Origin of the sequence: Amycolatopsis echigonensis (genome assembly GCF_014174495.1) — a bacterium.
Taxonomy (GTDB): Bacteria; Actinomycetota; Actinomycetes; order Mycobacteriales; family Pseudonocardiaceae; genus Amycolatopsis; species Amycolatopsis echigonensis.
Genome location: NZ_JACJHR010000003.1, coordinates 21,911 through 35,783, shown reverse-complemented (window position 1 = coordinate 35,783; position 13,873 = coordinate 21,911). Strand labels below are relative to the sequence as shown.

At 70.0% G+C, this 13,873-nt stretch carries 13 protein-coding genes; 7 read left to right on the top strand and 6 right to left on the bottom strand.

Features of this window, described 5'->3' with window-relative positions; genetic code table 11:
- Positions 1–6: 6 nt before the first annotated feature.
- Positions 7–1,701, bottom strand: a complete 1,695-nt coding sequence (locus tag H5411_RS03085) for a serine/threonine-protein kinase (protein ID WP_183122883.1) — start codon at positions 1,699–1,701, stop codon at positions 7–9.
- Positions 1,702–1,764: 63 nt separating this feature from the next.
- Positions 1,765–2,439 carry a TVP38/TMEM64 family protein gene (locus H5411_RS03080; protein ID WP_183122882.1) on the bottom strand — a complete coding sequence of 225 codons (675 nt, stop codon included), beginning with the start codon at positions 2,437–2,439 and terminating at the stop codon, positions 1,765–1,767.
- Between the two features lie 37 nt (positions 2,440–2,476).
- On the opposite strand from H5411_RS03080, the gene H5411_RS03075 reads away from it, so the two are divergent.
- The 3 genes from H5411_RS03075 (at position 2,477) to H5411_RS03065 (ending at position 5,496) form a co-directional block, all read left to right on the top strand.
- The gene (locus H5411_RS03075) at positions 2,477–3,499 is read left to right on the top strand and encodes a DNA polymerase domain-containing protein (protein WP_183122881.1); all 1,023 of its coding nucleotides are present in this window, start codon (positions 2,477–2,479) and stop codon (positions 3,497–3,499) included.
- Between the two features lie 175 nt (positions 3,500–3,674).
- Positions 3,675–4,067: a DUF6221 family protein gene (locus tag H5411_RS03070; RefSeq protein WP_037713305.1), complete on the top strand. Its 393-nt coding sequence runs from the start codon at positions 3,675–3,677 to the stop codon at positions 4,065–4,067.
- A gap of 424 nt (positions 4,068–4,491) precedes the next feature.
- Positions 4,492–5,496, top strand: a complete 1,005-nt coding sequence (locus H5411_RS03065) for an MsnO8 family LLM class oxidoreductase (protein ID WP_183122880.1) — start codon at positions 4,492–4,494, stop codon at positions 5,494–5,496.
- Here H5411_RS03065 and H5411_RS03060 read toward each other — a convergent pair.
- Positions 5,493–6,149 carry a maleylpyruvate isomerase N-terminal domain-containing protein gene (locus tag H5411_RS03060; protein ID WP_183122879.1) on the bottom strand — a complete coding sequence of 219 codons (657 nt, stop codon included), beginning with the start codon at positions 6,147–6,149 and terminating at the stop codon, positions 5,493–5,495. The genes H5411_RS03065 and H5411_RS03060 overlap by 4 nt on opposite strands.
- Before the next feature lie 40 nt (positions 6,150–6,189).
- A complete protein-coding gene (locus tag H5411_RS03055; RefSeq protein WP_183122878.1) occupies positions 6,190–7,782 on the bottom strand; it encodes a PucR family transcriptional regulator in 1,593 nt (530 codons plus the stop codon).
- A 117-nt stretch (positions 7,783–7,899) separates the two neighbouring features.
- On the opposite strand from H5411_RS03055, the gene pruA reads away from it, so the two are divergent.
- Together pruA and H5411_RS03045 are read left to right on the top strand one after the other, a co-directional pair.
- Positions 7,900–9,528: an L-glutamate gamma-semialdehyde dehydrogenase gene (gene pruA, locus H5411_RS03050; protein ID WP_101434637.1), complete on the top strand. Its 1,629-nt coding sequence runs from the start codon at positions 7,900–7,902 to the stop codon at positions 9,526–9,528.
- 15 nt (positions 9,529–9,543) lie between these two features.
- On the top strand, positions 9,544–10,473 hold the full coding sequence (locus H5411_RS03045; protein ID WP_183122877.1) for a proline dehydrogenase family protein: 930 nt from the start codon (positions 9,544–9,546) through the stop codon (positions 10,471–10,473).
- Between the two features lie 76 nt (positions 10,474–10,549).
- Here the strand turns inward: H5411_RS03045 and trxA are convergent, their stop codons facing one another.
- Positions 10,550–10,921: a thioredoxin gene (gene trxA, locus H5411_RS03040; RefSeq protein WP_101434635.1), complete on the bottom strand. Its 372-nt coding sequence runs from the start codon at positions 10,919–10,921 to the stop codon at positions 10,550–10,552.
- Positions 10,922–11,008: 87 nt separating this feature from the next.
- On the opposite strand from trxA, the gene H5411_RS03035 reads away from it, so the two are divergent.
- Positions 11,009–11,248, top strand: coding sequence for a DUF2630 family protein (locus H5411_RS03035; protein ID WP_101434634.1), 240 nt, complete (start codon positions 11,009–11,011; stop codon positions 11,246–11,248).
- Between the two features lie 74 nt (positions 11,249–11,322).
- Positions 11,323–11,910 (top strand): TetR/AcrR family transcriptional regulator, encoded by a 588-nt coding sequence (locus H5411_RS03030; RefSeq protein WP_183122876.1) that lies wholly within the window; start codon positions 11,323–11,325, stop codon positions 11,908–11,910.
- Positions 11,911–12,293: 383 nt separating this feature from the next.
- Here the strand turns inward: H5411_RS03030 and H5411_RS03025 are convergent, their stop codons facing one another.
- The gene (locus tag H5411_RS03025; RefSeq protein ID WP_183122988.1) at positions 12,294–13,793 is read right to left on the bottom strand and encodes an alpha/beta hydrolase; all 1,500 of its coding nucleotides are present in this window, start codon (positions 13,791–13,793) and stop codon (positions 12,294–12,296) included.
- Between the last annotated feature and the right edge of the window lie 80 nt (positions 13,794–13,873).

Below are 13,873 nucleotides of genomic sequence, written 5' to 3'. Positions count from 1 at the left end.
CGAGTGTCACTGGGCGGGAGTACCGCCCCCGAGGCGCGGATCGGAATTGATCATCAGCGTGCCGTCGGGTCCGGCGACGACCTGCACGACCTTCTGCATCGGCGCGCCGCCCTCCGGGGTGAGGGTGATCTGGACGTCGGCGGAACCGTCCGGATTGTTCTGGCGCTTGTAAACGCTGGCATTCTTGTAACCGCTCAGCTTGTTCTGGTCCCAGTACGAGGCGAAAGCGGCCTGATCGCCGAAGGCCGCCTGCGCCGACGGGGTCAGCATCGCCCATGCAGTGGGCGACCCGGCGTTCTGGTAGAAGTTCACGGCTAGCTGGCCCGCAGGCCCCCACTCGACGTTGCCACTGGACTTGACCGGCGGCGCGGAGGAGCTCGGCGTGCTCGACGGAGTCGCCGGAGCGGAAGAGGTCGGCGCCGGCGGCTGCGCGTTCGACGAAGCCCCGCCCTTGTCCCGGCTGCTGCTCAGCACCAGGAACACCACCAACGCCACCGCGACGACCGCCACGGCCCCGCCGGCGAGGAACGCCATCTTCTTCTTCCGCGCCGCGGCAGCCGAAACCCGCTCGCCCGACCCGGCGCCGGAGTAGTTCGGCGCGGCAGCGGTAGGCGTCGGCCGCACCGCGGGCTGCGGATGCGGCGGAGTGTTCGGCTGGGGCGCAGGACGCGAAGGCGCACCCATCGGCATGAACGCCGCGGTCGGCGTGCGCGGCGGGTTCGACGGTGTCTTCGGCGCAGCCGCAGCAGCAGCTGCCGGAGCCGCTGTGCGCGCCCACGGCGGACGGGACCCGTTGCTCCCCGGACCGCGATTGCCCGACAGCAGTTGCAGCGGCGGAGCCGGTTCCCCGGTCGCCAGCGCGGCCAGCCGCTCCCGTGCCTCGGCCATGCTCGGCCGCTCGGACGCTTCGCTGCGCAGCAGGCTCATCAGCAACGCGGTCGCCGGCCCGGCCTGCGTCGGCGGGTTGACCTGGCCGTTCGCCGCCGCGTACAGCAGGGCGAGCTGGTTCGTGGTGTTGCCGTACGGGGTCTGTCCCTCGATCGCCTGGTAGAGCGTCGCGCCGAGGGCGAAGACGTCCGAGCTGGGCACCGGGTCGGCGCCGCGGGCCAGCTCGGGCGCGAGGTAGGCCGGGGTGCCGCCGATGAGGCCGGTCTGGGTGAGCGTCATGTCGCCGGCCGCGCGGGAGATGCCGAAGTCGGTGATCTTCGCGGTGCCGGTTTCGTCGATGAGGATGTTGCCGGGCTTGACGTCCCGGTGCACGATCCCGGCGCGGTGCGCGGCCACGAGCGCCGCGGCGACCTGCTCGCCGATCCGCGCGACCTGGCCGACCGGCAGCGTGCCCTTTTCGGCCAGCACGGCGGACAGGCTCGGGCCGTTCAGGTACTCCATGACGAGGCACGGGTCGCCGCCGTGCTCGGCGACGTCGAACACGACGATCGCGTTGGGGTGCTGGAAGCGGGCGGCGTTCTTCGCCTCGCGCATGGCGCGCTGGCGCATGTTGTCGCGTTCGGCCTCGGAGACGCCCGGCTGCGGCAGGATCTGCTTGATCGCCACGGACCGCTCCAGGCGCACGTCCACGGCGCGCCACACCACGCCCATGGCACCGCTACCAATGTGCTCGACGAGGCGGTAGTGCCCCGCGATCAGCTGCCCGGTGTCGATGACGCCCGCTCCTGACGAAAGTCCCGTGATCGTGGTCATGCGCAGCGCGGATACCCCTCGCGCACCCGAACGAGTGTAGCGGTCGGAAGTACCTGCCCGCCGTCAGCCAGCCGGTGCAGACGGTACGGGAGCCTCCGGCTCGGCGGCGGGGACGCGCTTCCGCAGCACCCGCACCAATCCTGCCGCACCGAGCACCGCGAAGACCGCGTAGCAAGCCAGCAAAGCGGGCGGCGTGTCGCCGGTCAGCGCGTCCGCGAAAACGACCACCGCGATGGTGCCGGGGACGCTCCCGAGCGCCGTTCCGGCAAGGTACGGAAGGAGTTTCACGGACGAAACGCCGCACAGGTAGTTCATCGCCGAAAACGGGACGACCGGGATCAACCGCAGCGATGTGATCGCGAGCACGCCGCCGTCGGCGAGCCGGTCGTTGACCGCGCGCACGGGCGCGCGGTGCAGATGCCGCAGGATCAGATCCCGGCCGAGCAGCCGGGCCAGCCCGTACGCCAGGGCGGCGGCGATCGTGGTGGCCGCCAAGGCGATGAGCACTCCGGTGACGCTGCCGACGAGCAAACCGGCGGCCAGATTGAACACCGTGCGGGGGATAGGCGCGACGGTGAGCAGCGAATAAGCCACGAGGAGTACCAGCGGAGTCATCGATCCGGTCTCCGCGGCCCAGGTGCGCAGCTGCGCCGGTCCCGGGATCGGCAGCCACAGCGCGGCGGCGCAGAGAAGGGCTAGCACGGCCAAGGCGACGATCAGCTTGGTTCTCCCGGACACGCCGCCACGGTACGGCACTCGCGGCTACGGTGACCGCATGGCCAAAAACGGCGATCCGGTCGAGTACCAGGTGGGGGAGCGCACCGTCCGGGTGTCGAGCCCGGACAAGGTCTATTTCCCCGAGCGTGGCATCACGAAGCGGCAGGTGGTCGAGTACTACCTCGCCGTGGCCGACCCGTTGCTGCGCGCGATCGGCGAGCGGCCGACCACGCTGAAACGCTACGTCGACGGCGTCACCGGAGAGTGGTTCTACGCCAAGCGCGTGCCCAAGGGTGCGCCGGACTGGCTCGAGACCGCGCGGATCGCCTTCCCGTCCGGCCGCACCGCCGACGAGGTCTGCCCGACCGAACCCGCGGTGTTCGCCTGGGCAGCGAACCTCGGCACCTTCGACTTCCACCCGTGGCCGGTCCGCCGCTCCGACGTGGACCACCCGGACGAACTGCGGATCGACGTCGACCCGCCGGAACGCGCCGGATTCGCCGACGCGGTCGAGGTCGCCGGCGTCGTCCGCGAGGTGCTCGCCGACGCCGGGCTCACCGGCTACCCGAAGACCTCCGGCGGCCGCGGTGTGCACGTCCTCGTGCGGATCCGCCCGGAATGGGACTTCATCGCGGTCCGGCACGCGGTGATCGCGCTCGGCCGCGAGGTCGAACGGCGGATCCCGGACAAGGCGACCGTGTCGTGGTGGAAGGAGGAACGCGGCGGCCGCGTCTTCCTCGACTACAACCAGGCCGCGCGGGACCGGACGGTCGCCTCGTCCTGGTCGGTGCGCGGCACTCCGCGCGCGACCGTGTCGACGCCGCTGACCTGGGATTTGCTCGCCGACGTCGACCCCGACGACTTCGACGTGCTGACCGTCCCCGGTTTCCTCGCCGAGCACGGGGACCTGCACGCGCCGATGGACGAGAAGGCGTTCGGCCTGGAGACGCTGCTGGAGTGGTACGAGCGCGACGACCGCGACCTCGGCGGCGCGGAACTGCCGTACCCGCCGGACTACCCGAAGATGCCCGGCGAGCCGAAGCGGGTGCAGCCGAGCAAGGCCCGACCGGACCAGGCGTGACCGTTCGATCGCCGGGTGTGATCACTCTGGGTGATCAACATGGTACCGGGTTTTGTGCACGTTTCCGCAGGTAAAGCTGAGTTTTCTGCCGCCGATTACCATGGAAGGCGCCGCTGGGTGGTAACGCGCCGGGGTCGAGGTGCGACTATTGCCGGGACCGGAGGAGGGAGACGTCGTGGACGACCTGATCGCGTTCCTCGCCGCGCGCGTCGGACAGCGGCAGGCGCTGATCATGCAAGCGGTGCAGAAGGGCAAAGCCGGAGAGCCGCTCACCCGCGGCGAGGCCAAGGTCGGGCTGGAGGAGCGCGTCCGTTCTCTCGGCGACCTCGAACTCGACGTGGTCAACCAGATGATCAACGAGATCGAGGCGACCCGGCGGATCATGCTCGCGCATCGGACCACGGTGTCGGAGAAGGTGCCCGGGTTTCCGCTGTACGGCAGCGAGTATTGGTGCGAGACGTGCCATGTGCCCGCGGACGAGGCCGGATCGAATTGGTGTTTGACGTTGCGGTTGCTGGCGTTGCCGTATGCGGACCATCCGGATTACAGCGAGCGGTGGAGGCCCTGAGGGACGGCTCGTCGCCTGGCGGCGACATTGCGGTGGGTTGCGTGGGGGCACCCCGAAGCTGAGTGTGACTACGGCGCGGGGGTGCTTGTCAAGGCGGGAAAGATGCCTTGACAAGCACCCCCGCGCCGTGTTTTGGGCTTCGTATCGGGGTGCGGGGGTGGTGTGGGTGCTTGGTTGGTTGGGTGCGTTGGCGGCGGTTTGGTGAGTGGGGGGCGCGGCTGGGGTGAGTGGTTGCGTGGGGTTCGCGGGCTGGGTTTTGGCGGCCCAATGTGGCGTTGGGTGCATCTGACGTGCCGAACGCCGCATGGGGTGCGTCGCGGCGGCGGTGGCGGTCCGTGAAGGGCTCCTTGAGGGAATCCAAGTCCGTGAAGGGGCCCTTCACGGACAGCGGGGCGGGAATTCGGGCTGTGCGGTTGACGTTGCCGTGAGCGTGGACGTTCCGATTTCCGTGCTGGACAGGTCGCCCGTGCGGCGAGGGCGGGGGACCGCGCAGGCGATCCGGGACACCGTCGCGTTCGCGCGGGACATCGAAGCGCTCGGCTACCACCGGTTTTGGGTTTCCGAACACCATGGCGTGCCTGGAGTCGCCGGGTCCGCGCCTGCGGTGCTTGCGTCGGCCGTCGCGGCCGCGACATCTCGGATCCGGGTCGGGTCCGGGGGCGTGATGTTGCCCAATCATCGGCCGCTCGTGGTTGCTGAGCAGTTCGGGGTTCTGGAGTCGTTGTTCCCTGGGCGGATAGACCTCGGGATCGGCCGCTCGGTCGGGTTCATCGAGCCGGTGCGGCGGGCGCTCGGGCAGGGCAAGGACGCGGCAGACGGCTTCGACGGCCAGATTCGCGAGCTTCTCGCGTACTTCCGCGGCGAGCAGGACGGGGTGCACGCGATCCCGGCCGAAGGGTTGTCGCTGCCGGTGTTCTTGCTCGCGACCGGTGCGGGCGCGGATCTCGCCGCCGGGCTCGGGTTGCCGCTGGTGATCGCTCCGGCGCATGGCCAGCGTGCGATGGCGGAGGCGATCGCTCGGTACCGCGAAACGTTCAGGTCCGATGTGGACGATCCCTATGTCGTCGTGTCGACAGCGGTCGCGGTGGCGGACACCGCGGAGGAGGCTCGGCGGCTGCTGGTTCCCGAGGCCTGGTCCACTGTGTACTCGCGCAGCCACGGCGTGTTCCCGCCGCTTTCGCCTGCGGACGAGATTTTGGCCCTGCCGATGACCGATCGGGAGCGCCGCCGTCTCGACGACACGTTGGCCGGCCAGATCAGCGGTACTCCGGACGAAGTCGGCGCACGCCTCGCGGACCTGGTCGCCGCGACGGGAGCCGACGAGTTGCTCATCAGCACCAGTACCTACGACCCGGCCGCGCGCGTCGAATCGTTCGCTGAACTCGCTCGGCTTGCTGATTTGCCTGCGGCGGAACGGCTTTCGGTCTAGCCGAGGACGATCGGCAGCTTCTCCGTCAGCGACCCGAGCGCCGCCTTTTCCTCATCGGTCGCGGCACGGCGGCCGGTCGCTACCAGGAGCGCGCTCTTGTCGTCCAATGCCGACGGCAGCGGCGAACCCAGTGCGGTCTCCACCGTCCGCCGGGTCGCTGCCAGGCAGTCTGCGTCCGGACCATCCACTTCGGACAGATTCCTAACGAGGTCCAAGTGGTGCAACGTGGCTTCCACGACGTAGGTCTCGAAGTAGTCCGCGACCGTCAGCACGTAGTCGCGGGTTTCGACCTTCGACGCCGGGTCCGCGAGCGCTGCGGCGCGGCCCGCTGCTTGGGCCAGGTCGTCGAAGTGGTGCGCCAGCCACGCGGTGGTGCCGTAGCTGACCGCCGCGCGGCGGGTGAAGAGGCTTTCCGGTTCCGTGCCGGTCGGCAGGTCGGTGCTGAGCTCCCAGTATTCGGCGGCGGTGTGCGTCGGCTCTGCCTCCGACGGGGTCGCGAGCGTGATCAGGATGTCCTGCGCGTCGATGACGAGGTGGAAAACCAGGTCCTGCACCAGCCAGCCGGTGCAGCCGGACGGGACCAGCCACTGCCCGTCTTCCAGCGACCTGACGGCGTGCTGAAGTGCGTTCCAGGAGCGGAAGAAGAGGTCCACGACGGCACGTTAGCGATCACACCCCCTCGCGGCACCTGATTTACAGTCGCAGCAACAATTCGGTGAGCAGCCGCTGAGCCGGATCAGTCAGGTCGATGCCGGACACCTCCGAGGCCCGCCGCACCCGGTAGCGCACGGTGTTCGGGTGGATGTTCAGCGAGCGTGCGGCCGTGCGGACGTCACCGAAAGCGTTCAGGTACGCCAGCACTGCGGGCACCAGAATGTCGCCGTGATCGGCGTCGTGCGCGCGCAGTTCCGCGATCCGCGGATCGCGCAGTCGGGGCTGATCTCCCAAGTAGGCCAACACTTCCGACAACAGCACGTCAGCCCGGACATCAGCCAGTGACGCGACGTCGGACGGCCAATGCCCGCGCGTCATCGCCATCAGCACCCGGTCCGCATCGCCGCGCGACAACGCCGCGTCCGACAGGCTCGGCACGATCCCGCCGAGCGCCGCGCGGACCGGGGTGTCGAGATGTTTCTGTGCCGCCCCAACGATTTCCTTCGCCAACGCGAGCACCGCGGCATCCGAGTGTTCCGGCAGATCCGGCAACAACGCATACACGCGGCCGCCGAGCACGCTCACGAGCGCGGTCCGCCGGTAGGCTGCCGTGTGCACGGCGATCAGGTGCACCAATTCGGCCCGGCGCAGCAACCGGTCCGAAGCGGCGGTCGACTGCTGCCGAGAGAGCGTGAACGCCAATACCTGCGCTGGGCGCGCCGGATCCGCACCGATGTCGTCCGCGACGGACTCGGCGTCGACGCGCCCTTCCAGCAACCCGGCCAGCAGATCCTCGCGCAGCCGAAGTTGCGGATCGGGCAGCGTTCGTGCGCGGATCAGTTGCGGGGCAAGCGTTCTGCTCGCGCCGAGCAGCGCGACCTCGGCCTGCTCGGTCAGCGGCTGCGCGCCTTCCTGCACCCAGATCGTGCCGAGCGGTTGCGACCCCGCGTGGATCCCGGCGGCGATGCGACGGCGAATGCCCAGCTCCGGGCGTTCGTCCACGCGCACGATTCCTTCGCCGGCCCGCAATCGCTGGTAGACGCCCCATTCGCGGAGGATGGCGAGGTACCGCTCCGGCCCTTCGCGGCCCAAGATCGACAACCGCCGCAGCTCGTCGACCTCGTCCCCGGCTCGTGAATACGCCAGCACGCGGCTCGCGGTGTCCTCGATGCTGACCAGGCCTCCGGTGAGCGTCGCGACCGTCTGGGCCAGCGCGAAGAGATCGCCGAGCACCTCGCCGGTTTCCGCCTCGCCGCCTGCTCGGGCCGCGTCGACCACCCCGCGCGCCAGCGCCTCGACCTGCTCCCACCGCGCCTCCGCGCCGACGGTGAGCAGTGCGACGCCAGCGTCCGCCGCGACGTCCGTGCCGCCTTCGCCCTTCACCGCCACCGCAGCCGCTCCGGCGCGTCCGGCCGCGCGGATCGCCGCGGCCGCCGACCGGCCCCGCGCGCCGATCACCAGGGCGAGGTCGCCGGGGTGCGGTTCGGGCGGATCCTCGGGGTCGAGGATCACCACGTCCTGCACCGGAACGCCCAATCCGCGCGGCGCGACGAGCACCCGCACGAGCGGTTCGCCGAGCGTGGCGAGGACGTGCCGCAGCGAGGCGCCGGCGAACGGTTCGGCGGCTGTCACCGGATAGGCCGATCGGACAAAACCATATGGTCGATTCTAGCCGCTTGAACAAACCCCTGAACGCCGCGCGGAGTTATCTTTCGGGCAACCGACGTGTAAGCCAACGAGGGAGCCGCCGTGGACGCCGTGACCCAGACCCCCGCCCCGAAAAACGAGCCGGTGCTGACGTACGCGCCGGGCAGCGCCGAGCGCGCCGAGCTGGAGGGTGCGCTGAAGAAGCTGGGTCAGGCCGCTCCTGTCGACCTGACGGTCACCGTCGGCGGCGAGCAGCGCGCGGGCGGCGGCGAGAAGATCGACGTTGTCCAGCCGCACAACCACAGCCACGTCCTCGGCACCATCCAGAGCGCTTCGAAGCAGGACGCGACCGACGCGATCGCCGCCGCCGCGAAGGCCGCTCCGGAGTGGCGCGCGCTGTCCTACGACGACCGTGCGGCCATCCTGCTGCGTGCCGCTGACCTGCTGACCGGCCCGTGGCGCGCGACGCTGAACGCTGCCACCATGCTCGGCCAGTCGAAGACCGCGACGCAGGCCGAGATCGACTCCGCGTGCGAGCTCGCCGACTTCTGGCGCTTCAACGTCGCGTTCGGCCGCAGCATCCTCGACCAGCAGCCAGCCAGCTCGCCCGGCGTGTGGAACCGGATGGAGCACCGTTCGCTCGAGGGCTTCGTGTACGCGATCACGCCCTTCAACTTCACCGCCATCGCCGGTAACCTGCCCACTGCGCCCGCCCTGATGGGCAACACCGTGCTGTGGAAGCCGTCGCCGACGCAGAGCTTCGCCGCACACCTGACCATGCGGCTGCTCGAAGAGGCCGGCATGCCGCCGGGCGTGATCAACCTGCTGCCGGGCGACGGCAAGGCCGTCTCCGAGGTCGCGCTGACGCACCGCGACCTGGCGGGCATCCACTTCACCGGCTCCACCGCGACCTTCCAGCACCTGTGGGGCACTGTCGGCGCGAACATCGCCGGCTACCGCAGCTACCCGCGTCTCGTCGGCGAGACCGGCGGCAAGGACTTCGTGCTTGCGCACTCGTCGGCCGACATCGACGTGCTTCGCACCGCCCTTGTCCGCGGAGCCTTCGAGTACCAGGGCCAGAAGTGCTCCGCTGCTTCGCGGGCGTACGTGCCGCGCAGCGTCTGGGAGCAGCTGAAGGACGGCCTTGCGTCCGAGACCGCCGCGCTCAGCTACGGCGACGTCACCGACCTGTCGCACTTCGGTGGCGCAGTGATCGACCGTCGCGCCTTCGACAAGCACGCTGCCCTCTTCGAGCGCGTTAAGAACGACAGCGAGGTCGAGATCCTCGTCGGCGGCGAAGCGGACGACAGTGTCGGCTACTTCGTGCAGCCGACCGTCCTCGTGTCCACGAACCCGAAGCACGAGATCTTCAGCACCGAGTACTTCGGTCCGATCTTGTCGGTGTACGTCTACGAAGACGCTGACTTCGACTCTGTGCTGCAGTTGGTTGACGAGACCGCTTCGTACGCCCTGACCGGTGCCGTTATCGCGAACGACCGCGCGGCCGTCGCGAAGGCTTCGCAGGCGCTGCGGTTCGCCGCGGGCAACTTCTACGTCAACGACAAGCCGACCGGCGCGGTCGTCGGCCAGCAGCCGTTCGGCGGGGCGCGCGCCTCGGGCACGAACGACAAGGCCGGTTCGGTCTTCAACCTGCTCCGCTGGACGAGCCCGCGCTCGATCAAGGAGACGTTCGTGCCGCCGACCTCCGTGCGCTACCCGCACCAGGGCTGAGAAGGAGACACCGCCATGCTGCGTGCCCCGTTGCTCGCCGCCGCTCGTTCGCAGCGGATGCGTGCGCTGATCGAAGCGGTGCCGGTCACCCGGTCCGTGGTGCGCCGGTTCGTGTCCGGCTCGGCTACCGCCGACGCCGTGCGCGTCGCACGGGAACTGGCCGCCGACGGCCGGAAGATCACCATCGACCACCTCGGCGAAGACACCACGGACGCCGCACAGGCCACCGCCACCGTGCAGGCGTACGAGGAGTTGCTGACGGCGCTGTCCGAACAGGGCCTGGCCAAGGGCGCGGACGTCTCGGTGAAGCTGTCCGCGGTCGGGCAGTTCCTGCCGGGCGACGGCGAAGGCGTCGCGCTCGAGAACGCGCGGAAGATCTGCGCGGCGGCCGAAGCGGTCGGCGCGACGGTGACGCTCGACATGGAGGACCACACCACCACGGACTCGACGCTCGGCATCCTCCGCGAGCTGCGCGCCGAGTACCCGTGGGTGGGCGCGGTGCTGCAGGCCTACCTCCACCGCACTGAGCAGGACTGCCGCGAGCTTTCCGGCCCCGGATCGCGGGTGCGGCTGTGCAAGGGCGCTTACGCCGAGCTGGAATCGGTGGCGTTCCAGGACAAGTCCGAGGTGGACAAGTCCTACGTGCGCTGCCTGCGCGTGCTGATGGCCGGGCAGGGCTACCCGATGGTGGCCTCGCACGATCCGCGGATGATCGCGATCGCCGGCAAGCTCGCCGCCGACGCCGGCCGTACGGCCGGCGACCACGAGTACCAGATGCTGTACGGCATCCGGCCCGAGGAACAGAAGCGGCTCGCCGGCGAAGGCAAGACGATGCGCGTGTACGTGCCCTGCGGCGACGAGTGGTACGGCTACTTCATGCGACGGCTGGCCGAGCGGCCGGCGAACCTCGCGTTCTTCCTGCGCGGGCTCGTCACCCGGTCCTGAACCATTGCGAAGGCCCGGCACCCTGGCGGGTGCCGGGCCTTCGTGTTCCCCGGGGTGTGCGCCTGTAGCGGCTCGTTCAGGCCTGCTCGGCTTCTTGCGCGGCGGCGGCCTTGCGCACCTCGTCCATGTCGACCTCGCGGGCCTGGCGGATGAGGTCCTCCAGCGCCGCTTCCGGAAGGGCGCCGGGCTGGGAATAGATGAGGGTCTTGTCGCGGATCACGGCGAGCGTCGGGATCGAGCGGATGTCGAACGCCGCGGCGAGCTGCTGTTCGGCTTCGGTGTCCACCTTGGTGAAGGTGATGTCGCTGTGCTTTTCCGAGGCCTTCTCGAACACCGGCGCGAACTGGCGGCACGGGCCGCACCAGCTCGCCCAGAAGTCGATCAGCACGAACTCGTTGTCGGTCACGGTCTGGTCGAAATTGTCCGCGGTCAGTTCCACTGTGCTCATGAGTGGTCCAACGAACGAGCCAGGTGGGGAATTCCCCGGACCACGGTAGCGTCCTGGTGGGTGTCCGACGCTTCTATGGAGGTTGACGTGGCTGACGGGATCTTGGGACGGATCGACGAGCTGATCGCGGAGGAGAAACAGCTGCGGGACCGGGCGATCGGGACCGGTCTGTCCTCGGACGACCGGGAGCGGTTGCGCCGGGCCGAGGAGGAGCTCGACCAGTGCTGGGACCTGCTGCGGCAGCGCCGGGCCCGGGTCGAGTTCGACGACGACCCGGACGAGGCTTCGGTCCGGCCGGTGAGCGAGGTCGAGGGCTACCGGCAGTAGTCTCCCGTCTCCATCAAGAGCTAACTGTTAGCTTTTGGTAACCGGCCAGGTTTTGTGGCTGATAGCATCCGCGGATGACTGAGCCGTCCGGGCGGCGCGAGCGCAAGAAGGCTGCGACCCGCCGGAAGATCGCCGACACCGCGCTTCGGCTGTTTCTCGAGCGCGGGTACGACGAGGTGGGAATCCGGGACATCGCAGCGGAGGCGGACGTCGCGGTGACCACGGTCTTTTCGCACTTCGCTTCGAAGGAAGCGCTGGTCTTCGAACAGGACTCGAACTTCGAAGAGAGCCTGCGGGGAGCGGTCGAGCGGCGGGCGTCGGCGGAGTCGCTGATCCCGGCGTTGCGGGAGGAAATCCAGGCGCTGGTGCGACATTGCACCGCGGACAGCGTCGCGCCGGTCTGGCGGATGATCGACGGGTCGCCCGCGCTGCGGGAGTACGAGGAATCGATGCGGCTGCGGCACGCGGAGTCGCTCGCGTCGGCGATGGCGGCCGACCCCGGGCTCGGGCGGACTCCGACGGCGTGCCGGGCGATCGCGCGGTTCGTGGTCGACGCCTATTCGGTGGCCCGCGAGGCGGCTGATCCGGAGGCCGCGGTGGACGAGGTCTTCCGGATGATCGAGGCGGCCTGGGCGGCTGCCAGTCCCGCTGTGTCGCGTTAGGACGGTCGGGTTCAGCCGCCGCTGTGTCGGCCGCGTTGCTCGGTCGCGCGTGCGTTCCGGATTGCGAATGGCGAAATTCGGTGCGCTGTTGAGGTTTTCGGCACTCCTCGTGAGATTTCCGGTCTCAGATGAGGGAGTGGATCCCACTGGGTCGAGTGATGCGCGTTCGAACACGTGTTCGAGATACTGGTTGAGTGTTCGCAACGACTTCGGCGGGACAGCCCCGATCCCGCCACCTCAGACCTCAGCGGGGATTGCTCGGCCGGATCAGCCGATTGCTGGTCGGATGGCGGCGATTTCTCGGCGAGAGGGAACCGTTCGGCCGATGCGCCGCGGAGACCGCAAGGCGCTGGCGGAATACCGGTCGCTCGCCGGGTCGATCCCTAGGCCGGGCAGAGAGTGCCGTTGTCCGGCACCTTGCCGTCGATCAGGAAGGACTGTGCGGCGGCGGTGACGCAGGGGGACTGGCCGACCGCGCCGTGCGCGACGCCCTGCCACGTGACAGTCACGGCGCTGGGCAGCTGGTCCGCCGCCCGGGTAGTGCCGACCTGCGGCGTTACCGGATCGGTGGCGGTCGCGGCCACCAGAATGGGCGGCGCACCTGGCGCGCCGGCGGGAGGCAGAGCCTCGCGGCGGACGGGCCAAGCGCCGCACCACGCGAGTTCCTGAGCGACGGCCGCGCCGAACTGCGGGTACTTCGCGCGCATGCCCGCCGCCGTGCGGTCCAGCTGATCGGCGGGCAGCCGGGTGGTCGTGTCGTTGCAGCGGGTCGCGATCGTGCCGCCGATGCGCGACGTGCGGCCGCGGACGTCCGCGACGATCGGGTCGGCGAAGCCGGCCAGTGCCGTGACGTCGCCGTTCTTCGCGGCGTTCAGCGCGTCGGCGAGGGCAGGCCAGTTCGAACGGTCGGCGAGCCCTTGGTACACCGCGTAGGTCGCCACGCCCGGGCTCATCGTCACGCCGTCGTCAGTGTCCACAGGGGACGTCCGGAGTCGGTCGGTCACCGCCTTCAGCGCGACCTTCGCATCGCCCATCGGGCAGTTGCGGGCGGCGCAGTCCGCGGAGAAGGCGTCGAACGTCGTCTGGGCGCCAGCGGCCACCGCGTCGAGCACGGCCGCCCGGTCGGCGCCCGGGTCCGGGATGCCGTCCAGCACCATGCGGCCGACCTGCGCCGGGTAACGCACCGTGTACTCCGAAAGCACCTTCGAACCGTCCCCGCGGCCGAGCGCGTTCAGCCGGTCCAGGCCCAGTTGGGTGCGCAGCTGGTCGAGGTCCCCGGCCGTGCGCCAGCTGTCCAGCGCGGTCTGCGCGGTGTCGAGGTCCAGCGCGCACTGCTGGCCGGCGCGGCGAGCCGCGTCGAGCACCTCGCCGAGGCCGCCCTCCGCCGGGTCCGCGCCCAGCAGGTCCGAGCGCACTTCCAGCGGCACGCACTGCACTCCGCCGGACAGCCCGGTGCCGCGCCGGTCCATGCCGATCAGCGAGAACTTCTTGAGGAATTCCGGCGGAAGGCGGGTCGCCAGGCGCGCGGCGAACAGCGAGCCGGGCTCGCCGCCGACGTCGTTGACCACCACGAGCGGGATCGGGCCGTCGCCCGCCTTCAGCACGAAGATGCGGGCGAGCAGATGCTGCGTGTCCTCGGGCGCGTCGAGCGGGGACGTCATGCGCGCACAGCTGACGTGCAGCGAATCGGGCAGCGCCGGAGCGGCCATCCGCTGCCGGGTGTCCGCGTCGCAGTTGGCCCACCGCAGGCTGGACTTCTTGGGCTCGGCCAGCGGCGGCAACGGCACCCCGGCACTGCTCGGGGGCGGCGCGGTGGTGGTGTGCCCGTCGTTGTCGATCACCGCGGGCCGCACGGAGGGCCCGCTGGTGCACCCGGCCAGCATGAGCGCTCCCAGCGTCGCCGCCGCCAGCCGGGCGCGCGTACGGAAACGGCTGGGGGAACGGCGGTGCACGGGCTGGTCCT